This window comes from Embleya sp. NPDC008237, assembly GCF_042956465.1.
Taxonomy (GTDB): Bacteria; Actinomycetota; Actinomycetes; order Streptomycetales; family Streptomycetaceae; genus Embleya.
The window spans coordinates 178,173-200,567 of sequence record NZ_JBIBGL010000010.1; the positions used below are offsets into that span (position 1 = coordinate 178,173).

Sequence of the window (22,395 nt, forward strand, 5' to 3'; positions counted from 1 at the left end):
TCGTGCACTTTGACTGCCGGCCCACCCCGAACATGCCTAACGTGGCGCTATGTCCGAGAAACGACGCTTCCCGCACCGCGAGACCATCCAGGCGCTCGTCGGAGTGTCCGTGATCGTGATCGGTCTCCTGACCACCCTGGTCCTGCACCTCACCCACGACTCGGACGGGCCGCGCCCGACCCCGGTTCCGGTGCCGATCAGTCCCAGCGCACCCGCCGTGCCGGGCACGAGCGCGGCAGCCGGGGAATCGTGCTGCACCTCGCCCGCGCCGATGGCCCTGGACCACCCGCGCTGAGATCGCGTGGCCCGCCCCGGGATCGTGCGGCGACCTCCAGGCGGAGACCCTGCTTCGACCCTCCGCCGACCCTGCGAACACCACATGCAGAGATATCTCTGCCGAGGACTCTTTGCAGAGACTTCTCTGCCGAGAGTCCTTTGCAGAGAAGTCTCTGCATACTAGAGTCGAGGCATGCCCAATCCACTTCCGCGGATGGACGCGCGCAGCCTGCGCGGCCTGGCCCACCCGCTGCGCATGCGCATCGTCGAACTCCTCAAGCTGGACGGGCCGGCGACCGCCACCCGGCTCGCCGCGCGACTCGGCGAGAGCACCGGCACGGTCAGTTGGCACCTGCGCACCCTGGCCGAACACGGCTTCATCGAGGACGACCCGGACCGCGGAACCAAGCGCGAGCGCTGGTGGCGGGCCGTCTACAACCCGCGCCAACTGAACACCAGCGACTTTCGCGACGACCCGACCACGAGCGGCGCGCTGGCGGTGTACGAGGACGAGGCCCTGCGGCAGCAGGCCGAGCGCATGGTGGCCACCTACGCCGACGCCCAGGAAATGGGCCCGGAATGGGTGCGGGCCCGGGCCGTCTCGGACTGGAGCGGCGCGCGGCTGACGGCCGATCAGATGGCCGAGCTCAACGAGCGGGTGATCGCGCTCGTGAGCGAGTACACGCAAGCACCCGAGCAGCCCGGCGCGATCACCGTGGTGCTCCAGTACCAGGCCCTCCCGCGTCGATCCCAGGAGCCGACATGAGCGGACTGCTGCGCCGCCACCGGGACTTCCGCCTGCTGTGGTTCGGCGAGACCACGGGCAGGTTCGGCGCCTCGGTCACCAGCGTCTCGATGCCGCTGATCGCGGTCTCCACACTGGACGCGAACACCTTCCAGGTCGGCCTGCTCGGCGCCGCGGCCTGGCTGCCGTGGCTGCTGATCGGGCTGCCGGTGGGCGTGTGGGTGGACCGAATAGCACGCCGCCCGATCATGCTCGGCGCCGCCGCGACGTCCTGCGCGCTCTTCCTGTCGGTACCGCTCGCGCACTTCGCGGGCTTCCTCACCGTCGGCCTGCTGTTGGCGGTCACGCTCGCGACCGGGGTGTCCGCGGTGTTCTTCCAGACCGCCTACACGGCCTACCTGCCGAGCCTGGTCGAGCCCGCCGACCAGGCCGAGGGCAACAGCAAGTTGCACGGCAGCGCGTCCGCCGCGCAGATCGCGGGGGTCGGCGCGGGCGGCCTGATCGCGCAGCTCGCGGGCGCGGTCAACGGGATGTTCGTCAACGCGGGCACGTTCCTGACCTCGTTCACGTGTCTGCTGGGCATCCGACACCGTGAAGCGCCGCCCGCGGTGGCGGGCGACGCGGGAGCGGAGCGCTCGCTGGTCCGCGAGATCGGCGAGGGGTTGCGGCTGGTCGCCCACGACCGTTGGCTGCGTACGTTCGCGCTGTTCGGTGGCGCGTCCAACCTCGGCCTGATCGGGCTGCAATCGATCCAGGTGGTGTTCCTGGTCCGGACGGTGGGGGTCGGTCCGGGCGCGGTCGGCGGCCTGATCGCGATCGGTTCGCTCGGGGGTGTCGCGGGGGCGTTCGTCGGGCGCCGGGTCGCGGCGCGGATCGGCACCGCCCGGGCCACGATCGTGTTCGAGCTGGGTCTGCCGATACTCGTCCTGCTCGTGCCGCTGACCGGCGGGGGCATCCGACTCGTGCTGTTCGTGGTGGGCAACTTCGCCATGGCGGCCGGGGTCGTGGCGGGCAATGTGATCAAGGCGAGCTTCCAACAGCGCTACTGCCCGCCGTGGTTGCTGGGCCGGATGACCGCGAGCATGCAGTTCGTCAACTACGGCACCATCCCGCTGGGCGCGGTGCTGGCCGGCAGCCTGGGCTCCACGATCGGCGTGCGCCCCACGATCTGGGTGATGGCGGCGGCCATCCCCTCGGCCGCCCTGATCCTGCTCTTCTCGCCGGTGGCCCGCCACCGCGACCTGCCGACGACCGGGCCGGACCGCGTCGACGCGCACGTGGTGCGGCAAGTCACCTGAGGGCATCTCCGGCGGGCGGCCGCGCGAGGGATGCGGATCGGGTTCCGGGCGTCGGCCGAAGCACACATCGCCTCGCCTCGGAAAACTTGACGGTGGTTGTCAAGTTATCGCGCGAGAGTGGGTCCCACGGAACACCGGGCGCGCACATGGCGCCCGCCGAGGAAGGGAGTCACCGATGACCGCGAACACCGCTGCCGGGCACGAGGACGGCGACCCGGGATCGTCCGCCGCGATCGTTGCGCTGACCGCGCGGGTACGGGGTGTCGTGCTCGTGCCGGGGGACGCCGGGTACGACGAGGAGCGGTCCGGATTCCAGACCGCGTTCCGACAGCGGCCGGACGTGATCGTGGGTGCGGCCGACGCCGAGGACGTGCGGCTCGCGGTCGAGTTCGCCCGCGCCCAGGGGCTGCCGGTGGCGGTCCAGGCCACCGGGCACGCGCCGGCGAGCGCGGCCCCGGGCGGCGTACTGATCTCCACCCGCCGGATGGCCGGGGTCCGGGTCGACCCCGGGGCCGGGACCGCATGGGCCGAGGCGGGTGCCCGTTGGGAGCGGGTGGTGGCCGAGAGTGCCCCGCACGGCTTGGCCCCGCTGAACGGCTCGGCCCCGCACGTCGGTGTCGTCGCGTACACCCTGGGCGGCGGGCTCGGCCTGATGGCCCGCGAGTTCGGCTATGCCGCCGACCACGTCCGGGCGATCGAGGTGGTCACCGCCGACGCGACCCGTCGGCACGTCACCGCCGAGAGCGACGCCGACCTGTTCTGGGCGCTGCGCGGCGGCCGGGACAACTTCGGCATCGTCACCTCGATCGAGTTCGACCTGTTCCCGGTGGCCCGGGTGTACGGCGGTTCGCTGATCTTCGACACCGACCACGTCGAGGCGGCCACCGCGGCCTGGCTCGCCTGGACCGAGACGGTGCCGGAGCAGGTCACCTCGTCGATCTCGTTCATCGGCCTGCCCGACATCGAGCAGGTCCCGCCGCCGCTGCGCGGCCGGCACACCGCGACCGTCAAGATCGTCTACACCGGCGAAGTCGCCGACGGGGAACGCCTGGTGGCGCCGCTGCGCGCGGTCGGACCGCGCCTGGTCGACGACCTGACCGACCTCGCCTACGCCGACTCGCACACCATCCACAACGACCCGGCCCATCCGCATGCCTACCTCGGCGACAACGTCCTGGTCCGCGACCTGGATCCGGAGGCACTGCGCGCGGTGTACCGCATCGCCGGTCCCGATGCGCCGATGATGGTCGTGCACGAGGTGCGCCACCTCGGCGGCGCGCTGTCCCGGCAGCCGGCGGTGCCCAACGCGATCGGCCATCGCGACGCGCGCTACATCGTCCGGGTCGTGGCGATGATCGACGGCGCGGATCTCGATGTCGCCCGTGCCCTCCAGGCCGAGGTACAGGCCGTGTTGAAGCCGCTGTCCCTCGGCCGCAACCTCAACTTCGTCTACGGCGACGGCGTCGCACCCACCCCGGATCAGGTCGCCGCGATGTACGACCCCGACACCCGGGCACGCCTGGCCGAGCTCAAGGCGACCCACGACCCGACCAACCTGTTCCGCGGCAATCACAACGTGACCGCCCCGACCGCGAACGGCACGTCGGCCCCCCGCTGAACTCCGGCCCCGGTCCCGCGATCACGGAGCAAGCCATGGTCGACGGGACCGGCCCTGGATCCCGCAATCGCCCCCACGCTGGTTGCCTACACGGCGGGGGCGAGACCGGTCGGCTGACCGGATGTCGCGTATCGCCACTCGATGGCGCCATTTGATGTCATGCAACGCCACCGTGGAGCCTTGCCATGACGTCATTTGGGCGCCATGATGGTGCCGTGGACCTTGCGTCGCACATCCACCGCGCCCGGCCTCGAACTCGCGCCGGGCTCGGGGGACGTGCGGCCGTGCGGGCTCGAACCGGGCTTGGCTGTCAGGCCGGCGCCGGCGTTCGAGGTTGCGGCCGAAAGCGGATGTGGGCTCGACTCGGGTCGTCGCTCCGGTCCACCGTCGGCCGAGCCCGCACCCCGCGCACCGGAGAGGAGCAGCCATGTGGGCCGCACGCGAAATGTCCGGCGGTATCTGGCCGTTGCCGCATCCGGTACCGGTGCCGCTGTTGTGCGCGGTCCTGATCCTGGCCGTGCTCGCGCCACTGGAGCGACGGTGCCGGCATCGCGCGGTCGCCCACCGACGCGCCGCAACCCGAACGACACGCGCAACGCGACAAATGTCGGAATCGATGACAATTCCGGCGGAACATGGGAGCCGAACGCGGACACCAGCCGCCTCGATCCCACAGGGAGCACCCATGCCCGTGACCGCCGACCTCGACAAGCTGCTCGACAAGGCCTACGAGAACAAGACCTTGAGCGAAGTCCTCGCCGCGCCCGTCGCCGGGCTGGCCGGGATCACCGACGCGCATGCCGAGCACCTCGCGTCGCTGAAGATCACCACGATCGGCGACCTGGGCCGCAACAAGTACTTCCGCTGGGCCGCGTCGCTCGCCGACCTCCAGGACAGCGGCGCCAAGTAGCCCCCACGGTGCCCCGCGCGGGCCCGCACCCGGCCGAACGGGGCCGCGGCGCGGGCCCGTTCGGCGCTCTCCGCCGCACCGCCGCCCCGGTGCTCACCCGGCCCGGCCACCGCCACGCGGGTCCCCGCCCGGCCCTTCCCGACCCGCCCGGCTCTCAACCGGCGTGGTCGGTCTCCAGCGCCAACAGCAGATCCACCCGATCCCGGGCGGAGAACAGGTCCCGGCCGGTCAGATCGCGGACCCGGCCCATCCGTTGATGCAATGCGCTCACGTGTACGCCCAGCATCGCGGCGCAGCGCTGCCAGGCCCCGTTCGCGGCCAGGAAGGCGGCGAGGGTGCCGATCAGGTCGGTGCCGTGTTCGGCGTCGTACGCGCGCAGGCCGCCCAGGACCCGATCGGCGAACGCACTGCGGACCGGTGCGGGTACGGCCGCCAGCAGCGCCGGATAGGCGTCGATCTCCGGCCCCGCGGCCACCGTGAGCCGGCCGGGGCGCGCCCACGCGAGGTCCCGCGCACCCCTGGCCTCGGCCAGGGCCGTCGCCCACGTGGGTGACATCCCGGCGATCCCGATCGCCACCCGCTCGGCTCCCAGCAGCGGCTCCCACCAGTGCGCCGCGTGCTCGATCGCCGCGGCGATCCGGGCCGCCGCGCCGGCCCCCGTCCCGGCCGAGCAGAACACCACCGACTCGGCCTTGCCGCAGGCCACCACCCAGCGTGCCGCGGGATCCGCCGCGAGCACCCGTTCGATCAGGTCCACCACGAGCCGCCCGGTCGCCGGGTCCGCGCCGTCGCCCGCCGCACAGCACACGATCGGCGCCGCGTCCGGCCCGATGCCGGCCGCGCCCAACCGGGCCCGGACCGCGTCCGGGGCCGCATCCGACTCGACCAGGTCGACGAGTTCCCAGGCATGCGCGCGCTCCACGGCGAGCCGCTCCGCCCGCCGTGCGCCCCCGAGCAACAGCAGGTCGGCGGCCTGCGCGAGCGCGTCGTCGTCGGTGCGGTCACCGGCACACACGAGGTACCCCGCGAACGCCGGCCCCCGGCCGAGCGCGAACACCGTCTCGCCGTCGATCACCGCGGGCAGCCGCTCCGCCGCGAGCGCACCGCGGGCGATCGCGATCGGATCGGCCGCGACCCGCGTCGGCTCCGGCCCACCCGCGGGCGCACCGGCGAGCACCCGCCCCGCAGGCGTTAGCACCCGGCACGCCGCGCCGAGTTCGCGGGCGAGCAGATCGAGCAGGTCGTGTGTGTCCGCGCCCTCGGCCAGCGCCGTGATCAGCCGCCGCTGCCGACCGGGCAACCGCCCCGCGGCCGGCCCGTGTTCGATCGCGACCCGGTGTGCGACCACCTCGGCGATCCGCACCGCCGAGGTCGCGGGCGGCGCCAGGAGCAGCGGGAGGCCGGCGTGCGCGCAGGCCCCGACCAGCGGGTAGGGCACCTCGTCGAGAGCCGGTTCGAGGCCGTCGACCGCGTCGCGGGCCTCGGGCACGACCGCGACCGCCGCGGCGCCGGCCGCGGTGAGTGCTCGTGCGAGATCCCCGTGGTCGGCGCCGTACCCGCCCGCGGGCAGCACCACGAGTTCGCCGCCGCTCAGGCCCCCGCCGGGGTCGACCGGATCGGCGGCGCACACCCGAAGCACCTCGCGCGCGAGCCCCTCCGTGCCCGCCAACAGGGCCAGTCGCAGCTCGGGCATGCCCAACAGATCCTCGACCCGCACCGCCGTGCCCCCAAGCCCTCGCTCATCATGTTCCGATGATCGTATGAACACGGAGCGATGCGGACACGGTGCTTCCGCCGGTTCCCCCGCACCGCCGCCGCCCGAAAAGCACCGAACCGGGTGGTCCCACGGCCACGAACGCTCCCCCGGGCCCGGCGGGCACCACCCGGACGGCGACGGATTCCGCCCCGCTCGCGGCGTCCGCGACCGACCCCGGCCGGCCGAGGGCCGCGGCAGCCGCCGGGCCGGCTCAGCCGTACGCCCGGGCGATGGCCGCCGCCGTGTCGGCCGCCGCCCGGCGTGCCTCCGGCGGATCCAGCACCTCGACGTCCGTGCCGAACTGGAGCAGTTGGCGGACCGCGCCGAGTGCCGGATAGCCCAGCTCGACCGTCACCCACTCGGCATCCTGCTCCTGCGGCGGCCCGGTCAGCCAGGACCCGATGATCCGCACGAACATGTCCAGCCGGGTCCGCCGCACCCGGGCCCGGATCCGCACCACCACCGGCTGCTCCTCGATGCCCCGGCGCAACACATGCCACACCTCGGCCAGTTCGACCCCGGCCCGGCGCCGCACCGGCTCCTCGGTCACGGTGAGCCCGGTGAGCCGGTCGGTATGGAACAACCGCGGCGTGCCGTTGCGATCCGCGACCAGGTACCACGTGCCCGCCTTGGCCACCAGCCCGTACGGGTCGACCGTGTACGTGCGCGGCGCCGTCGACCCGCTGCGCCGATAGCGGATCCGCAGTCGTCGGTCCGCGAACACCGCTTCCTGCAACGCCGCCACGTCCACCGCCGTTCGCGGTCCGACCATCCAGCGCTGCGGGTCGATCAGCACTCGGCGGGTCATCTCCTCGGCGGCGGGCCGATGCGGCGCGGGCAGCGCGACCATCACCTTGCGCAGCGCCGAGCCGAGTGCGCCGTCCAGGCCGAGCGCCGCGTGCGCGCCCTGCTCGGCGAGTACGAACAGGGCGCGCGCCTCGTCCGAGGTGAGCCCGGTGACGTCGGTCCGGAACCCGGGCAGCAGCGAGATCCCGCCGTGCCGACCGCGCTCGGCGTACACCGGCACACCGGCCGTCGACAGCGCCTCGACGTCGCGGTAGACGGTCCGCGTGGACACCTCCAGGCGCTCGGCCAACTCGGCCGCCGGCACCCGGCCGCGAGTCTGCAGGAGCAACAGGATGGAGAGCAGCCGATCGGATTTCACACCCTCAAGGATGCGCCCTCATCGCAGCGCGCACGGATCGCACCCGCCCCCGCCGCGGGCGACCCCGACGTCCGGCCCGCCCGTGCACCGCGGCTCATCCCGCGAACCGGGTGCGCAGCGTGCCCATCGCCGCCGTCACCTCGTGGATCCGCAGCAGCCGGCCCAGCACCACGAACGCGACGACCATCACCACGCCGCCCAGGCCGAGTTGGAGGGCGGCGAGTCCCGCGCCCTCGCCCAGCCCGGTGAGCGGCCGGGTCGCCGCGAGTCCCGCGCCGCCGGCCGCCGCGCCGGCCGCGATCAGCCGGCCGTACGTACCCGCCGTGATCCGGCCGGTGGCCCCGCTCAGTCGGCGGCGCAGCCGAAGCGCGGTCACCGCCAGGCCGACGGTGTAGGCCAGGGTGTAGGCGAGCGCCATGCCCACCACCGCCCACCGGGCCGGCAGCAGCAGATACGCCGCACCGGACAGGCCCGCGTTGACCACGGCGATCCACACCGCGGCCAGGAACGGCGTACGGGTGTCCTCCATCGCGTAGAAGCCGCGCAGCAGCACGTATTGCGCGGAGAACGGGATCAGGCCGAGCGAGAAGCCGGCCAGCACCCGCGCCATCACGGTCACGTCGGCGCTACCGGTCTCGCCGTGCCGGAACATCAGTTCGGTCAGCTGCGGGCCGAAGCACAGCAGCGCGAACGCGGCCGGCACGATCGCCACGCCGGACAGGCGCAGGCTGCGCGAGAGGTGCTCGCGCAACTCCTGCGAGCGGTGCTCGGCCACGGCCCGGCACATCCGGGGGAACAGCGCGGTGGTCAGCGACACGGTGACCACCGATTGCGGAAGGATCCACAACGTCTGCGCATTGCCGTACGGCGTGTACCCGGCGCCGCCCGCCGCCCCGGCCCGCTCGGCGGCGGCACCGGCGGCCACGGTCAGGTTGACCACGACCGTGTAGCCGATCTGGTTGACCAGCGCGAACAGCAGCGTCCAGCGGGCCAGTCGGGCGTCCTGGCGCAGTCCGCTGCCGCGCCAGTCGAACCTGGGCCGGATCCGCAGGCCACTGGCCCGCAGGTACGGGAACAGGCAGGCGGCCTGGACCACGATGCCCAGCGTGGTGCCGAGCCCCAGCAGCCGGGTCTGCGCCGCGGACAACCCCTGCGGGCCGGCGTCGTGGGTGAACGCGATGAACAGCGCGAACGTGGCGATCACCACCACGTTGTTCAGGACCGGCGTCCACATCATCGAGCCGAACCGGCCCCGCGCGTTCAGGATCTGGCCGACGACGGTGAACACGCCGTAGAAGAAGATCTGCGGCAGGCAGTAGCGCGCGAAGGTCACCGCCGACGCATGGCCGCCCCCGGCGTCGCCGGCGCCCGGTTGTCCGCCGGTCAGCCGGATCAGCTGCGGCGCGGAGAGCCACGCCAGGACGGTGAGCACGCCCAGCACGAGCACGGTCAGCGTGAGCAGCCGATTCGCGTACGCCTCGCCCTCGCGCTCGTCGCGCATCGCCCGGATCATCCGCGGCACGAACACCGCGTTCAGCGCGCCGCCGGCGAGCAGCGTGAACAACATGTTCGGGATCGTGTTGGCCACGTTGTAGGCATCGGCGGCACCCGCGGTCCCCAGCGCGGCGACGATCAGGATGGTGCGCAGCATGCCGGTCGCGCGGGACAGGACGGTGCCCGCGGCCATCACCAGCCCGGCCCGGGCCACGCCGCCGGCGGTGTCCGGGCCCGTGCTCGCCGTATTCGCGTCGGCGGAGGGTGGTCTGCGGTGCCGACCGCTGGGCCGGGCGGGCGGGTCGGCGGGGCCGCCGATCGTGGGCGGGCGGCTCGCCGGTCCGTCGGCGATCGTGTGGAGCGGCAGAGTCTGAGCGCTCGGATCGCCGCCGCCTCGCTGCCACTCGGCCATCCCGCCCCACCCGCCCATGTCCCGAATACGCCCGGAGCGTGGCCGCGCCGACGACATCGTTGGTCCCGTACCGGGACGGTAGTCGGGTCCACAATAGAACGCAACCGTATCGTCGTATCGCAGTACGATCGGCGCATGCCCGCCGACCCGAAACCCTCGTCCCGTCGTCCCCCCGCCGGGGCCGCCGTCCTGCGCGAGGACGTCACCGCGGCGATCCGCGGCGCGGTCTTCGAGGAACTCGCCTCGGTCGGCTACGGCCGCATGTCCATCGAAGCGGTCGCCCGCCGGGCCGGCGTCGGCAAGACCGCCGTCTACCGGCGCTGGCCGGCCAAGCTGGACATGGTCGTCGACCTGGTCCTGGCCATCGCCGTACAGGACCTGCCCGCGCCGGACACCGGGTCGCTGCGCGGCGACCTGCGAGTCCTGCTCGCCGAGGCCGCCCGCGCGCTGCGCCATCCGCTCGCCTCGCAGATCATCCCCGACCTGCTCGCCGAGGCGGCCCGCAATCCGGAGATCGCCGGCAAATTGGACACCGTGCTGCACGGCACCCAGCGCCGGATCGGCACCGCCGTGCTGCGGGCCGCGGAGGTCCGCGGCGAACTCCCGCCCGGCATCGACATCGACCTGGCCCTCGACCTCATCGTCGGCCCGCTCTACTGGCGCCTGGCGATCACCCGCACCCCGCTCACCGACGACCACCTGGACCGACTCGCCTCGGCCACCACCGCGGCCCTGATCGGCTCGGCCTCCTGACCGACCCCCACGCCGTCCGCCCGCCCGGGCGCACCCGCCGGACCGCGACCGGGCGTTCCGCCCCCGACCGCTCACCGTCCGCATCGATGCGCGCCCCGTGCGCCGGCTGCCCGATCCCGGTCACCGATGCGACCGTTGACGTCATGGAACGCCCGAACGTGCGCATCGTCATCGACGACAGTCCGCTGCGCCCGCACATCGACGCAGCGGTGCTGGCACGGGTGGACGACGCCACCCGCGCGCACTACGAGCAGGCGGTGGAGCACGCGCTGGAGCAGGCCGCACTCGCCTGGCAGACCCGCGACTTCGTCGCCTTCCGCCGCCAACTCGCCGTTCTGGCCGAGACGGTCACCGACATCCAGCGCCTGAGCACGATCGCCGCACACCGCAGCGACCACTGAGCCGACGCCACCCGAAGCAGGAGGACGGCGACCACGACGAGAGTGAACACCGCCGCCGGAGCGCACGATGCAGCCGATGCACATGGGTTTCCTCGATGCGATGAAGGTGCGCAAGCGTCCGGCCGGGATCCGGCCGGCGCGCTGCCCGCCGTGCTCGGTCGGCCGGTGCCGAGGAGGGCCGCGCCGAGACGGGCAGCGCCGGGGCCACGATCGCAGCGCCCACTCGCCATAGACTGCGGGCCGTGAGCGAGAACGAACTTGGTACGTACCTCCGCGACCGCCGCGCGGCGGTCCGGCCCGCCGACGTCGGGCTTCCCGACGGCGCCCGGCGGCGCACCCCGGGCCTGCGCCGGTCGGAGTTGGCGACCCTGGCGGGGGTCGGCGTCGAGTACCTCGCACGGCTGGAGCAGGGCCGCGACCGCCGCCCGTCCGGCCGGGTCCTGGCCGCGCTGGCTGACGCGCTCCGGCTGACCGCGGACGAGCGCATGCACGTGCGCCGGCTGGCCGAGGCCGCCTCGGGGGAGACGTTCCCGGGCCCGGGCGGGCAGCCGCCGGCCCGGGCCGTGCGACCCACCGTGCGCGCGCTCCTGGACCGCCTGGAGCCGGCCCCGGCGCTGCTGGTCGACCGGCTCGGCGACGTGCTCGCCTTCACCAACGGCTACGAGCGCCTCGCCCGCCCGCTGGGCATCCTGGACGAGGAGCAACCCAACCTCGCACGCTACGTGTTCACCGACCCCCGGGCCCGCGCGGCCTATCCCGACTGGGAGCGGATAGCCGACGAACACGCCGCGATCCTGCGGTTGGCGGCCGTCTTCGACGATCCGTACGTGCAGGACTTCCTGGACGGGCTGGCCGTCGCCGCCGGCACCGCGTTCACCGCCCGGCTGGCCGCGCCCGCCACACCACCGCGCCGGGTCGGTGTCGAGCGCCTGGCCCACCCGGAGGCGGGCGAACTACGCCTGGAGCGCGAGATCCTCGACCTGGCCGACGTCGACCAGACGCTGCTCGTCTACCTCCCCGTCGACGAGCCCACCTCGGCCGCGCTGGACCACCTCACCGGCCGGCACCCGGGCGCGCTGCGCGCGGTCTGACCAGCGCTGGACGGACCCGGCAGGCTCGCTCCGCCGGCCGGTCGCGACCCGGGTCGCCGACCTCGACCCGGCCCGGCGACCACGGGCCGCCGACCGGCTCGGTCGCGGTCGGCGACCGGACCGGTCGAGGCCGGCGACCCGAACGCACCCGTCAGGTACCGGGCTTGCTCCCGTACACGTACACCTCGTCGCCCGTGCGCAGCAGATCCCAATACGCCTGGGCGTCCGCCGGCCGCATGTTGACGCAGCCGTGCGACCCGGGTGGCGAGCCGATCGAACCGTCGATCGCGTGGAACGCGATGCCGCCGTCGAAGAATTGGCTGTACGGCATCGCCACGTCGTAGAGCGTGGACCAGTGGTTCTTCGCGCGGTAGTAGACCTTGTGCAGGCCGGTGCGGGTCTCGAAGCCGTCCCGTCCGGAGCGGATGGCGACCGGTCCGTGGATCCGCTCCGCGCCGTCCTGGATCCAACTGACCTGCCGGCCCAGGTCCACACACGCGATCCGACCGACGTCGGTCGGGCAACCACCCTCGCCGCCCTTGCGCCGAAGCGCGCCGTAGGTGACGGGGCCCGCGTAGCCGGCCGCCGGGCGAATGCCGTGCTGCTGTTGGTAGGTCCGGATGGCACGGCAGTCGGCGGTGGACTGCCGACCGTCCGCCGCGAGCCCCAGCGCCTTCTCGACCTGGCGCTGATACGGCCCGGTCCGCGCGGTACACGCGGCGGGCGCCGCGCTCGCGGGCTCGGCCAGGACGACGCTCAGCGGAACCACCACGGCGGCCGCGGCCACCGCCGCACCCGCTCGACGACACACACGCGTGAATACACTCATCGGTCTCCCCTCTGGTCGTACGCTCGCCCGCACGCTCGTGCGGTACGCCCGTACGTCGGTCACCGGCGGGTGCGCAGGCTTCTACGCTCCGTCAGTCTGACGCAGAGTCAACAAGGCCGCACCCCGGTCCGGCGCACCGGTTGGTCACAAACCGACGCGACGGGTCGATAGAGGCCGATATGTGCGACGCGGCAGCCGAGTTCGCCGACCCGACCGGCGCCGACAGCGACCGACGGCACACCCTTCCCGGTCCGAAGCGCGCTCTGCTGCGACCACCTCGCGACCGGAAAGCCCCTGCTCACCCACCCACTTGGCTTCCCCGCCCACCCGAGGCAAACCCGAAATCCGCGCCGCCGAGGGCACTTCACGAATCCCCGGGCGAGCACCGGACGGCGAACCACGCACCCGGCGGCTCGCCGTACCCAGGGCCGTCTTCGGTCCCCCACCGAGCACCACGATGCGGGATTGCCGACAGACCTCAGGCCGTGTCCGGCTGCCGGCGGTGGGTGAGCAGGTCGGCCAGTGCGCGGCTGACCGGGTCCGCCCCGGTGCGTCGCTCGATCGCGGCGAACATCGGCGACGGATTGCACTCCAGGAGCGCAAAGCCGCCATCCGACCGACGCCGGATGTCGATGCCGGTGAACGTCATCGTGCACGCCCGGGCGGCGGCGCGGCACGCGTCGTGTTCGGCCGGGGTGAGTACGGTCGGCAACACGGCGGTCTCCGCGCCCCGATAGTCGATGCGGTCCGAGACGATCCGGTAGCTCGCGGCCACCTCGTCCGCCACGACGTAGACCCGAATGTCGGTCCCGGGGATCTCCTCCTGGAAGAGCACCGGCGCCGAGGCGAGCAATCGCAACCGTTCGGGCCGCAGATCCTCGGCGGTGATCCGGCGGCACAAGGCGCCGCCCGCGAGCGGCTTGTAGACGATCGGGCCGTCCAGTTCCCGGGCGAACTCCAGGACCGCATCGGGGTCGTTGGAGGCCAAGGTGCTCGGCACCGGTACGCCGGCGTCGCGCAGCGCCCGGAGTTGCTCCAGTTTCAGGAAGTGCTGGGCGAACGTGCCGGGCGAGTTGACCAGCCGCGCACCGTCCCGGTCCAGCGCCGCCAGGAAGCTGAAGCCGAACGAACGGCGTTCCCGACCGGCGGCATAGGCCACCCGCAACTCGCGGTCCCGCTCTACCGCCGCCTGTGGTCCGCTCTCGCCGGCGTCGGCGCCGCGCCCACCGCCGCCGGGAAAGAACGGCAGCGGCAACGGCATCGAGCGCACGTACCAGGTCCGCACCCGAGCGAAACCGGCCGGTTTCGGCGACCACGGCACACCGTCCCGCAGCGACAGTGCCGTGCGGGCAGGGAACTTCGACAGATCCAGGTGGACCGGATCGACCCCGCGTTCGCGCAGGCACCGCCGCACGCTCGCGACCTGCTCGTCGCCGGGCCGGCCGACGATCCCGCAGCGGAACTCGACGTCAGTCGTCGTCCTCACCCTCTTCGCCCACCGCGAGCGTGGTCGGGTCGTCCTCCCCGCCCTCCTCGCCCACCGCGAGCGTGGTCGGCCCGGAATCGTCGTCCTCACCCTCCTCGCCGACGGCGAGCGTGGTCGGCCCGTCGTCGTCCTCACCCTCCTCGCCCACGGCGAGCGTGGTCGGATCGTCGGAGGCGTGGCCGGGCGTCGGCGTCGCGATGCCTCGGGTCGGGAGCGGTACGAGGGTGAGCCCGTCGGGCAGATCGGTGATGAACAACTCTGTGGATGCCATGGGTTCGTCTCCCTTCCTCCTTTCGGTTGTAGCAGATCCGTAGTCGACGCGTCGCTCAACGTGAATGATCGGTTGCCGCGGGGGACCCGTCTTCGGTCCGCACGCTGGCGACCCTCGCCGGGACCAGCACCAGCGCGACCACCGCCGCCAGCACGAGCAGGCCGCCCGCCGCGCCCAGGGCGACCGCGTACCCGTGCGCGAGTTCCCGCTTCGAGGCGTCGCCGTTCGGGCCGGTGACCGATGCGGCCAGGGTGACCAGCGCGGCCAGGCCGATCGAACCGCCGATCTGCCGCGAGCTGTTGATCAACCCGCCCGCCATCCCCGCCTCGTGCCCGGGCACCCCGGCGGTCGCGGCGGTGCCCAGCGGCACGAAGCACAGGCCGGCGCCGATGCTCGCGACCAGCGACGGGCCCAGGATCGAGCGCGCGAACGTGCCGTCGACGTCGAACGCGAGCCCGAACCAGGCGAAGCCGACCGCCGCGAGCGCCGCGCCCAACCCCAGCAGCCGACCGAGGCCGAGCCGGGCCACCGTCCTGGTGGCCAGCACCGAACCGATCACGACCCCGCCCGAGAACGGCACGAAGGCCGCACCGGCGGCGGCCGGTCCGTAGTCGAGCACCTGCTGGAGGTAGAGCGAGGTGAAGTAGAACGCGGCGAACTGGCCGGAGAACAACAGCATCATGAACAGATTCGCGCCGAGCACGGGCCGATGGGTCAGCAGACCCATCCGCAACAGCGGTTCTGCGGAGCGCAGTTCGACCAGCACGAAGGCCGCGAGCAGGACCGCCGCCGCCGCGAGCGTACCGATCGTCGCGAACGACCCCCAGCCCTGCCGCTCGGCCCGCACCACGCCCAGGACCAGCGTGGTCGCCCCTACGGTCACCAGCAGCGCACCGGCCGGATCGAGGCCGGGCGCGCGGCCGGGTTCGGGTCGATCGGCCGGCAGCCGCAGCGCGGCGAGCAGCGCGAAGGCCACGATCGGGACGTTGATCAGCATCACCGCCTGCCAACCCACCGACTCGGTGAGCAGCCCACCGATCAGCACCCCGAACGCGCCGCCGGCCGCGGCCGTCGCCCCCCACCACCCGAGCGCCCTGGATCGGGCGGGCCCGGCCGGGAACGTCACCGTGATCAGCGCGAACGCCACCGGCGCGAGCGCGGCGGCGCCGATCCCCTGCACCGCACGCGCGGCAATCAGCGCACCGGGCGAGGTCGCCAGGCCGCCTGCGAGACCGGCCAGGCCGAACACGGTCAGACCCGCGACGAGCGTACGGCGGCGCCCGATCAGGTCACCGACCCGGCCGCCGAGCATCAGCAGTCCGCCGAAGCTCAGCGCGTACGCGTTCACCACCCACGGCAGCCCGTCGGCGCCGAAGCCGAGGTCGTCCCGGATGTCCGGCAGCGCCACGTTGACCACCGACATGTCGAGCGCGACGGTGAACTGCACGGTCAGCACCACGACGAGCAACATCCGGGTGGCGCGCGGCATCGGGACCCGGTCGGCCGCCGCTTCGATCGTGGCGGTCATGCCCGCCCCCGCGCGGTCTCCGTGCGCCCTTCCAGGCGGGTCCCGCGGCGTTGGGCGATCGACATCAGGTCGGCGGGCTCGGCGAGTTCGAGTCGGTGCCACCGCCCTCGCGGCACCACGAACGCGGCCCCCGACCGCAACGTGACCGGCGGCTCCTCGCCGACCCCGTCCGCGGCGCGCAGGATCATCCGTACCGCGCCCGTCCACACGCACACCACCTCGTCCGACTCCGGGTGCCTCTCCCATTGGTCGGCGTGCAGGTCGGCATCCGTCCCGACCCGGAAGGCGGCCACCTGCCAGTCGGCCGAGGCACCGTCCATCCGGCGCTCGCCGGCACTGATCCGGCCGCCGTCGGCCAATCGGAGGGCGAATTCGAACAGGTCGACGTGCGTCATCGAAACTCCTTGTCGCATGGGGAAGTCGGGCGTGTTCGGGCGCGCCCGGCAGTCCGGCGAGGGCCGCCGGGACCGCGTTGACGTACTCTGTACGTGAACAGCATCAGTCGAACACGTACGCTGTACGTACGTCAAGGAGGAGCATCGTGCCCGCACCCCGGAAGTTCAGCCGCGAGCAACTGCGCACGGCGGCCCTGACCCTGGTCGACGCCCACGGCCTGGCCGCGCTGACCATGCGCAGCCTCGCGGCGGCGCTGGGCACCGGGGCAATGACGATCTACAACTACGTGGACGGGCGCGAGGGCCTGGAGGGGCTGCTCGTCGAGGCCGTGCTGGCGGATGCGCTGCCGGCGGTCACCGACCACCCCGAGGACGCCGACTGGCGGGTCGAGACCCGCCGGCTCGCCGAGGCGAACTGGCGTGCCGTGCGCGCCCATCCGGACGTCATCCCGCTGATCCTCACCCGCCGGATCACCGACCCGGCGACCCTGGCGCACGGCGAGGCACTGCTGCGTGCGCTCGCCCGCAGCGGCCGACGCGGGGCCGACCTGCTGTACGCGTTCCGCACCGTGACCGGCTTCGTCACCGGCTTCGCCCAGGCCGAACTGGCCGGCCCGCTGTCGATCGCCCCGGACGAGGACGTCCGGGCGATCACCGACCGGGCCCGGGCGCTGCCCGCCGAGCGTTTCCCGTACCTGATCGAGATCGCCGGCGCCGCCGCCGCGAGCACACCCGAGATCGAGTTCCACGCCGGTCTGGACGTGCTGATCGCCGGCCTGGAGAGCCGTGCCGCGACCGGGAACCCGCAACCACCCGCCGGACAAGACAGGGTGTGACCATCACCCCGATATGCGATCGCGAGTTGTGGGAGAGGGCGTGCGCAGGTGATCCCGAGTCGTTCGGGGCCATCTTCGATCGGCACTCCCGCGCGGTCTACAACTTCCTCTCCCGCCGCACCGCTTCCTGGGCCGAGGCCGAGGACCTGACCTCGGCGGTCTTCCTGGAGGCCTGGCGGCATCGAAGCGCCGTCACCCTGGACCGGGACAGCGCGCTGCCCTGGCTGCTGGGCATCGCTCGCAACACCGCCGCCAACGGTGGGCGGGCCCGGCGGCGCTATCAGGCGCTCAAGGAACGCCTGCCCAGCCCGTCGCCGGTGCCCGACCACGCCCAGGACGTCGCCGATCGCCTCGACGAGGAGCGCGCCCTGGTCGCGCTGCGCGCGTCCGTCGGCCGACTGCCCGCGCACGAACGCGAGGTGATCGAGCTGTGCGTATGGAGCGGCCTGGACCAACAGGCCGCCGCCACCGCGCTGGGCGTGGCCGTGGGCACCGTCAAATCGCGCCTGCACCGCGCACGCCGCCGACTCGGCCACGACCTGCGCGAATACGCACCGTCCTGCCCCGACCGCCGCGTCATCGCCGAGGAGACCTCGTGATGCCCTCCAACCCGATCCCGGCCGAGCGCGATCTGCCGCACGGCGCCGCTCGCCGCGCCGAGTTGCTCGCCCTCCTCCCGCACGCCGACTCCCCGGCGCCGGCGCTCCCCACGACCCGCCGGCGAACCCTGGGCCGGCTGACACCACCGCGCCGGGTACTGCTCCCGCTGGCTGCCGCGGCGGCGGTCGCCGGCCTGGTCACCGGGGTCCTGCTCGGGGTCTCCGGTGACGACGGGGCCGCCCGGGTCCCGGGGCCGGCGAACTCGGGGTCGACACCCACCCTCACGCCCTCCCCGACGGATCGCCCGCTGCCGCTGACGCAGGTGCCGGTCCCGGCCGAGGTCGCGGTGTCCGACGCGGACGCCGCCCGATTCGTCGCCGCATGCGCCGCCGGCAGGTTCGACCCGGCCACCGCGAGCGGATACCGCCCGTATTTCGCGGTGCGCAGCCCGCGGCCCGCCGAACCCGGGAACATCTTCGCCGTCGCGGTGGACGTGGCCGGACGCAACGCGTTGGAGTGTTCGGGCTCGGACCTGCCCTCGCCGCACCGGGTCCGGGAGGACTTCGATCTGCTCACCGGGGTCGTCCAGGTGGACCACGACGGCGGCACCAAGTCCGGTACGAGCTGGACCGATTACTCCGCGGGCCGCTACAACGCCCCCGTGGCGCGGATCACCATGGATCGGGGCACCGGCGAGCGCCCGGCGATCATGGCGGGCGGCGTCTGGTACGCGGCGGAGAGCGTCGGGTACACCAGCGAGGCGGCCGACGCGTTCCAGTTCGGCCAGGGCCCCCGGATCCGCGGCTACGACGCCGCGGGCAAGCTGGTATGGGACTCCGCCCGAGACGCGCCGAAGCCGGGGTCGACCGAATGTGTCCGCACCCCCGACGGTCGGGTGCTCGACTACCCGGGTCGTACCGAACCCGATCCCGCCACATGCCGCCCGGCCCTCCCGTGGACCGCCGGCGCCCGGTGAGCATCCGTCGGCCGACCTGATCCCCGCCGGCCTGATCCCCCAGGCCGGGGCTGCCCGACCGGTCGGGCCGGGCCGGTGACCGGTCGGGGCAGATCGGTCGGGCGGGCCGGTGACCGGTCGGGCCAGATCCGTCGGCCGGGGGCTTCGGTCGATCGATTCGAGCGGTCGATCGATTCGAGCGCTATGCCGGGAATGCTTGCCCGGGTTCGCTCGTTGTACCGGACAGTCGGTGAACGGGTGTCCCCGGGCCCAACCTTTGCCGCCGCGAATTACCGTTCGGCTGGAGTCGCGGCGTGCCCCCCGCCGAGAGGTGATCCCGCTCACCGACGCCAAAGCGACGGCGCCGCCCCCTCCCCCCGAGGGCGGCGCCGTCTTCGTCGTGCTCCGACCGCTTCGTCCGCGCCGCCACGGTGCGGCGTGCCTCGTGACGAAGGCCATACCCGGAGCAATCCCCCGCGCTGCAACCATCGTGTGCGGTATGCCGTCCGTTCCCCCTGAGGCTGCCGTTCCGAATGGTCCGCAGCCGGTACATGTACGGTCCGTTCCGGCCGCCCGGTACGGTGTCGAGTCGATCCGCGGCGACGCGGCATCGGTCCGACGACAGCACTCGGGGAGTCGTTTTGAGTTCCGCACCGGAGTCCGGTCGTCGCCGCCGCCGCACCGGCGCGGCGCCGCAATCGCCCGCCTCCGACGCGACTCCGACCACCGCCGCGACCGACACCGAACCCGAATCCACCGGCCCCGACACTCCCGTGGTGCCGCGCGCCCGTCGGGGCGACGGCGCATCGGGCGGCCGGGCCGCGCGCCGGGCCAAGCGCACCGGACGCGGCAAGCCGCGTCGGTTCCGCAAGCTCAAGATCACGGCGCTGGTGATGGCGGTCGTGTTCGTCGCGCTCGGCATCACCGGCTATGTGATCTGGGAGAAGCTCAACGCGAACATCAAGCACAGCAAGCTCAACACCAGCGACGTCGACGTGCCCAAGGAGGGGCCCGACGCGTTCGGCCGCACTCCGCTGAACATCCTGATGATCGGCTCGGACGGGCGGAACGACCCGATCGACTGCAAGCTCGGCGGAGCCTGCGACGGCGGCGCGCCGCGGGCGGACGTACAGATGTTGCTGCATGTGTCCGCGGACCGCAGCAACGCGTCGGTGATCAGCATTCCGCGCGACACGCGCGTGCAGATCCCGACCTGCACCGACCCGAAGACGAAGCAGAAGTTCGCGCCGATCAACACCACCATCAACGAGAGCCTCGGCCGCGGCGGTCCCGGATGTGTGGTCGGCACCTGGCAGTTGCTCACCAAGATCCACATCGATCACTTCATGATGGTGACCTTCTCCGGCGTGGTGTCGATGGCCGACGCGGTCGGCGGCGTCGAGGTGTGCGTGCAGTCGAACATCCAGGACGAGCAGGTCGAGTACGTCAACGGCGAGCGGCACCTGGTGGGTTCGCACCTCAAGCTGACCGCCGGCAAGCACACCATCCAGGGCGAGGACGCGCTCAAGTGGCTGCGCACACGGCATGCCTTCGAGGACGGCAGCGACGTCGGGCGCACCCACGCGCAGCACATGTACCTCAACTCGATGGTGCGCACGCTCAAGTCGAACAGCACCATCACCAACCCGGTCAAGCTGTTCAAGGTCGCCGACGCGGCAACCAGGTCGCTGACCGTCGACGACGACCTCAACGGTCTGCAGAAGCTGACCTCGCTGGCGACCACGCTGAACAAGGTGAACACCAACCGGATCACCATGACCACGATGCCGCACGACGCGGATCCGCAGGCGCCCGAACAGCACCTGGTCCCGGCCGCGTCCGCCGAGACGCTGTTCAAGATGGTCCGCTCGGATGTCGCCTTCGACAAGAACGGGCCACCGCCGGGTACCGAGACCACCACCCCCGACACGACGCAACCGCCGCCGCCACCCGCGTCGAACGTGGACAAGGCCGCGATCCGGATCACCGTGGTCGGCGCGACCGGGAGCACCCAGTCGGGTGCGGTCGCCGAGGGCCTGGTGGCGCAGGGCTTCACCAAGGCCGCCAAGGGCCCGGCCGCGGCCAAGCGACAGACCAGCGCGGTGATCTTCCCGGCCAAGGACAAGGACCAGGCCCAGGCGGTCGCCGATGCCCTGGGGCTGCCCGCCACCGCCCTGTCCCCGCAGGCGAACGCAACCCATGTGACGGTGCAGATCGGCACCGACTGGGGTTCCGGCCCGACCTTCAAGGGCGCCGGCAAGAGCGGCGCCACGACGGCTCCCCCGACCACGCCGCAGGCTCCGCCGGCCGGCCAACTCCCCAGCGGCTCCTCCGCCTTGAACGCGTCGGAGGAGGGTGCCTGCATGAAGGTCTACACCGAGGCCAAGGACCGCAACGGCAAGCCGGTCTACACCTGGTAGTCCGCGACTCCGCACGGCTGCCCGCGACCCCTCATGGAATGTCCGCGACTCGTCATGGGGAGTCCGCGACTCTCCGGGAAATCCGCGGCTCTTCAACAAAAGTTCGCTGCTCCACATCCGGCGGCCCGCGACGGCCAACCGCCGTGCGGCGCCTGGGGACGGACCGGCCGGGCCAACCGCCCGCCGGGGTGCCCGAGGGCTCAACTCGGCGGCGAATAAGGCCGTTTCCGACCCAATCGTCCCGACGCCGGGTCGGCGGTGCGTCGGAAAGACGGTAAGGTGGCCCTACCGAAGACATTTCGCACGTCGGCTTCCGCGCCGACGCCGTCCTCGGTGGGCGAGGACGATCGGCCGCGTCGGCCGGGTCCCCAGGATGCGTCGCCGGGCTGCCCGGGGCCACCGTTCACCCACCGACCGAGCGCACAGCGCCACTTGCGCCACCGCCCGTCGTGGGCCGCCACGCCCACGTCGAACCCTCGGCCCACCGGCATCCGCCGGTCCGCTCACCGGCACCCGCCGGCCGAGCGGCTCGGGCGCCGAACTCCCGCCGCCCCGCCGGGGCGTGTCGTCCCAAGTCGGTGCGCGCACGGTCCGACCCGCAGCCGGTTCCCCGGCCGCGGCCCCCAAGACCCGAACCACCGGCGACCGGGCCCAACCCCGGATCCGGACGACTGGAAACCAGGTGCCCTCGATGACCGCCATCCCCCACCATCGCACCGCCGGCCCGGCAACCCCGACCGGCCCGCTCACCGTCGCCCAGGCCATGCAACCGGCCGAGCTGCGGATCGACACGAACACCATGGTCGACAAGGCCGTCGACATCATCCACGCGGCCGACGCCGACCACGTGATCCTGCACGCCGAGGACGGCCGCTGCCTCGGCATCGTGCGCCGCGCGCAGCTCGCGCCGTACCGGAACCGCTCCTGGTACACCGCGCGCACGCCGATCGGGAACATCAGGCACGACCAAGGCCCGTTCGCCCGCCCGGAGATGTCCGCCGCCGAGGCGATGGCCACCATGCGCGCCCGGGGTATGCGGGTATGGGCCGTGACCGACGAGGCCGGCCGAGCCGTGGGCCTGCTGACCCCGGAAACGCTGCGCTCCGCGCTCACCGGCACCGCCGACCCGCTCGACGCGGCGGCCTGAACCCCCGAG

Annotated in this window: 21 protein-coding genes; 13 read left to right on the plus strand and 8 right to left on the minus strand. The window is 73.0% G+C overall.

Annotation, left to right across the window (positions count from 1 at the left end):
* The first annotated feature begins 49 nt into the window (after window positions 1-49).
* From ACFZBU_RS25935 to ACFZBU_RS25955, 5 genes are all read left to right on the plus strand, one after another.
* Window positions 50-295: a hypothetical protein gene (locus ACFZBU_RS25935; protein WP_391586045.1), complete on the plus strand. Its 246-nt coding sequence runs from the start codon at window positions 50-52 to the stop codon at window positions 293-295.
* A gap of 174 nt (window positions 296-469) precedes the next feature.
* A complete protein-coding gene (locus tag ACFZBU_RS25940) occupies window positions 470-1,042 on the plus strand; it encodes an ArsR/SmtB family transcription factor (RefSeq protein ID WP_391586046.1) in 573 nt (190 codons plus the stop codon).
* Complete coding sequence (locus ACFZBU_RS25945) at window positions 1,039-2,319, plus strand: MFS transporter (RefSeq protein ID WP_391586047.1); 1,281 nt, start codon at window positions 1,039-1,041, stop codon at window positions 2,317-2,319. The genes ACFZBU_RS25940 and ACFZBU_RS25945 overlap by 4 nt, the downstream gene beginning before the upstream one ends.
* Before the next feature lie 175 nt (window positions 2,320-2,494).
* On the plus strand, window positions 2,495-3,937 hold the full coding sequence (locus ACFZBU_RS25950; protein WP_391586048.1) for an FAD-binding oxidoreductase: 1,443 nt from the start codon (window positions 2,495-2,497) through the stop codon (window positions 3,935-3,937).
* Between the two features lie 685 nt (window positions 3,938-4,622).
* Entirely contained in the window at window positions 4,623-4,847 is a 225-nt protein-coding gene (locus ACFZBU_RS25955; RefSeq protein WP_078974137.1) for a hypothetical protein, read from the plus strand.
* A gap of 154 nt (window positions 4,848-5,001) precedes the next feature.
* Here ACFZBU_RS25955 and ACFZBU_RS25960 read toward each other — a convergent pair whose 3' ends face one another.
* The 3 genes from ACFZBU_RS25960 to murJ all read right to left on the minus strand — a co-directional run bounded on the left by ACFZBU_RS25960 (window position 5,002) and on the right by murJ (window position 9,674).
* On the minus strand, window positions 5,002-6,540 hold the full coding sequence (locus tag ACFZBU_RS25960; protein ID WP_391586049.1) for a PucR family transcriptional regulator: 1,539 nt from the start codon (window positions 6,538-6,540) through the stop codon (window positions 5,002-5,004).
* Window positions 6,541-6,814: 274 nt separating this feature from the next.
* On the minus strand, window positions 6,815-7,768 hold the full coding sequence (locus ACFZBU_RS25965) for a helix-turn-helix transcriptional regulator (RefSeq protein ID WP_391586050.1): 954 nt from the start codon (window positions 7,766-7,768) through the stop codon (window positions 6,815-6,817).
* 94 nt (window positions 7,769-7,862) lie between these two features.
* On the minus strand, window positions 7,863-9,674 hold the full coding sequence (murJ, locus tag ACFZBU_RS25970) for a murein biosynthesis integral membrane protein MurJ (RefSeq protein WP_391586051.1): 1,812 nt from the start codon (window positions 9,672-9,674) through the stop codon (window positions 7,863-7,865).
* A gap of 135 nt (window positions 9,675-9,809) precedes the next feature.
* Here murJ and ACFZBU_RS25975 point away from each other — a divergent pair, with 135 nt between their 5' ends.
* The 3 genes from ACFZBU_RS25975 to ACFZBU_RS25985 all read left to right on the plus strand — a co-directional run bounded on the left by ACFZBU_RS25975 (window position 9,810) and on the right by ACFZBU_RS25985 (window position 11,919).
* Window positions 9,810-10,427 carry a TetR/AcrR family transcriptional regulator gene (locus tag ACFZBU_RS25975; RefSeq protein ID WP_391586052.1) on the plus strand — a complete coding sequence of 206 codons (618 nt, stop codon included), beginning with the start codon at window positions 9,810-9,812 and terminating at the stop codon, window positions 10,425-10,427.
* Window positions 10,428-10,570: 143 nt separating this feature from the next.
* Window positions 10,571-10,828 (plus strand): hypothetical protein, encoded by a 258-nt coding sequence (locus ACFZBU_RS25980; protein ID WP_391586053.1) that lies wholly within the window; start codon window positions 10,571-10,573, stop codon window positions 10,826-10,828.
* Window positions 10,829-11,070: 242 nt separating this feature from the next.
* On the plus strand, window positions 11,071-11,919 hold the full coding sequence (locus ACFZBU_RS25985) for a helix-turn-helix domain-containing protein (protein ID WP_391586054.1): 849 nt from the start codon (window positions 11,071-11,073) through the stop codon (window positions 11,917-11,919).
* Between the two features lie 151 nt (window positions 11,920-12,070).
* On the opposite strand, the gene ACFZBU_RS25990 is transcribed toward ACFZBU_RS25985, so the two are convergent.
* The 5 genes from ACFZBU_RS25990 to ACFZBU_RS26010 all read right to left on the minus strand — a co-directional run bounded on the left by ACFZBU_RS25990 (window position 12,071) and on the right by ACFZBU_RS26010 (window position 16,428).
* A complete protein-coding gene (locus ACFZBU_RS25990; protein WP_391586055.1) occupies window positions 12,071-12,748 on the minus strand; it encodes a L,D-transpeptidase family protein in 678 nt (225 codons plus the stop codon).
* Window positions 12,749-13,226: 478 nt separating this feature from the next.
* On the minus strand, window positions 13,227-14,234 hold the full coding sequence (locus ACFZBU_RS25995) for a RimK family alpha-L-glutamate ligase (protein WP_391586056.1): 1,008 nt from the start codon (window positions 14,232-14,234) through the stop codon (window positions 13,227-13,229).
* Window positions 14,218-14,505 carry a hypothetical protein gene (locus tag ACFZBU_RS26000; protein ID WP_391586057.1) on the minus strand — a complete coding sequence of 96 codons (288 nt, stop codon included), beginning with the start codon at window positions 14,503-14,505 and terminating at the stop codon, window positions 14,218-14,220. Before ACFZBU_RS26000 ends, ACFZBU_RS25995 begins: the two co-directional genes overlap by 17 nt.
* Before the next feature lie 55 nt (window positions 14,506-14,560).
* Window positions 14,561-16,033, minus strand: a complete 1,473-nt coding sequence (locus tag ACFZBU_RS26005; RefSeq protein ID WP_391586058.1) for an MFS transporter — start codon at window positions 16,031-16,033, stop codon at window positions 14,561-14,563.
* Window positions 16,030-16,428 carry a cupin gene (locus ACFZBU_RS26010; RefSeq protein WP_391586059.1) on the minus strand — a complete coding sequence of 133 codons (399 nt, stop codon included), beginning with the start codon at window positions 16,426-16,428 and terminating at the stop codon, window positions 16,030-16,032. The genes ACFZBU_RS26005 and ACFZBU_RS26010 overlap by 4 nt, the downstream gene beginning before the upstream one ends.
* 146 nt (window positions 16,429-16,574) lie before the next feature.
* Here ACFZBU_RS26010 and ACFZBU_RS26015 point away from each other — a divergent pair, with 146 nt between their 5' ends.
* The 5 genes from ACFZBU_RS26015 to ACFZBU_RS26035 all read left to right on the plus strand — a co-directional run bounded on the left by ACFZBU_RS26015 (window position 16,575) and on the right by ACFZBU_RS26035 (window position 22,386).
* Window positions 16,575-17,264, plus strand: a complete 690-nt coding sequence (locus ACFZBU_RS26015) for a TetR/AcrR family transcriptional regulator (protein WP_391586060.1) — start codon at window positions 16,575-16,577, stop codon at window positions 17,262-17,264.
* A complete protein-coding gene (locus tag ACFZBU_RS26020; protein ID WP_391586061.1) occupies window positions 17,261-17,863 on the plus strand; it encodes an RNA polymerase sigma factor in 603 nt (200 codons plus the stop codon). Before ACFZBU_RS26015 ends, ACFZBU_RS26020 begins: the two co-directional genes overlap by 4 nt.
* Window positions 17,863-18,840, plus strand: coding sequence for a hypothetical protein (locus tag ACFZBU_RS26025; RefSeq protein ID WP_391586062.1), 978 nt, complete (start codon window positions 17,863-17,865; stop codon window positions 18,838-18,840). Before ACFZBU_RS26020 ends, ACFZBU_RS26025 begins: the two co-directional genes overlap by 1 nt.
* Before the next feature lie 620 nt (window positions 18,841-19,460).
* Window positions 19,461-21,239: an LCP family protein gene (locus ACFZBU_RS26030; RefSeq protein ID WP_391586063.1), complete on the plus strand. Its 1,779-nt coding sequence runs from the start codon at window positions 19,461-19,463 to the stop codon at window positions 21,237-21,239.
* 691 nt (window positions 21,240-21,930) lie between these two features.
* Complete coding sequence (locus ACFZBU_RS26035) at window positions 21,931-22,386, plus strand: CBS domain-containing protein (protein ID WP_391586064.1); 456 nt, start codon at window positions 21,931-21,933, stop codon at window positions 22,384-22,386.
* Window positions 22,387-22,395 lie beyond the last annotated feature (9 nt).

What these genes read in the sequence shown, in the direction of transcription:
- ACFZBU_RS25935 (WP_391586045.1), top strand. Translation starts at nt 50, where the DNA reads ATGTCCGAGAAACGACGCTTCCCGCACCGCGAGACCATCCAGGCGCTC.
- ACFZBU_RS25940 (WP_391586046.1), top strand. Translation starts at nt 470, where the DNA reads ATGCCCAATCCACTTCCGCGGATGGACGCGCGCAGCCTGCGCGGCCTG.
- ACFZBU_RS25945 (WP_391586047.1), top strand. Translation starts at nt 1,039, where the DNA reads ATGAGCGGACTGCTGCGCCGCCACCGGGACTTCCGCCTGCTGTGGTTC.
- ACFZBU_RS25950 (WP_391586048.1), top strand. Translation starts at nt 2,495, where the DNA reads ATGACCGCGAACACCGCTGCCGGGCACGAGGACGGCGACCCGGGATCG.
- ACFZBU_RS25955 (WP_078974137.1), top strand. Translation starts at nt 4,623, where the DNA reads ATGCCCGTGACCGCCGACCTCGACAAGCTGCTCGACAAGGCCTACGAG.
- ACFZBU_RS25960 (WP_391586049.1), bottom strand. Translation starts at nt 6,540, where the DNA reads ATGCCCGAGCTGCGACTGGCCCTGTTGGCGGGCACGGAGGGGCTCGCG.
- murJ (WP_391586051.1), bottom strand. Translation starts at nt 9,674, where the DNA reads ATGGCCGAGTGGCAGCGAGGCGGCGGCGATCCGAGCGCTCAGACTCTG.
- ACFZBU_RS25975 (WP_391586052.1), top strand. Translation starts at nt 9,810, where the DNA reads ATGCCCGCCGACCCGAAACCCTCGTCCCGTCGTCCCCCCGCCGGGGCC.
- ACFZBU_RS25980 (WP_391586053.1), top strand. Translation starts at nt 10,571, where the DNA reads ATGGAACGCCCGAACGTGCGCATCGTCATCGACGACAGTCCGCTGCGC.
- ACFZBU_RS25990 (WP_391586055.1), bottom strand. Translation starts at nt 12,748, where the DNA reads ATGAGTGTATTCACGCGTGTGTGTCGTCGAGCGGGTGCGGCGGTGGCC.
- ACFZBU_RS26000 (WP_391586057.1), bottom strand. Translation starts at nt 14,505, where the DNA reads ATGGCATCCACAGAGTTGTTCATCACCGATCTGCCCGACGGGCTCACC.
- ACFZBU_RS26005 (WP_391586058.1), bottom strand. Translation starts at nt 16,033, where the DNA reads ATGACCGCCACGATCGAAGCGGCGGCCGACCGGGTCCCGATGCCGCGC.
- ACFZBU_RS26010 (WP_391586059.1), bottom strand. Translation starts at nt 16,428, where the DNA reads ATGACGCACGTCGACCTGTTCGAATTCGCCCTCCGATTGGCCGACGGC.
- ACFZBU_RS26025 (WP_391586062.1), top strand. Translation starts at nt 17,863, where the DNA reads ATGCCCTCCAACCCGATCCCGGCCGAGCGCGATCTGCCGCACGGCGCC.
- ACFZBU_RS26035 (WP_391586064.1), top strand. Translation starts at nt 21,931, where the DNA reads ATGACCGCCATCCCCCACCATCGCACCGCCGGCCCGGCAACCCCGACC.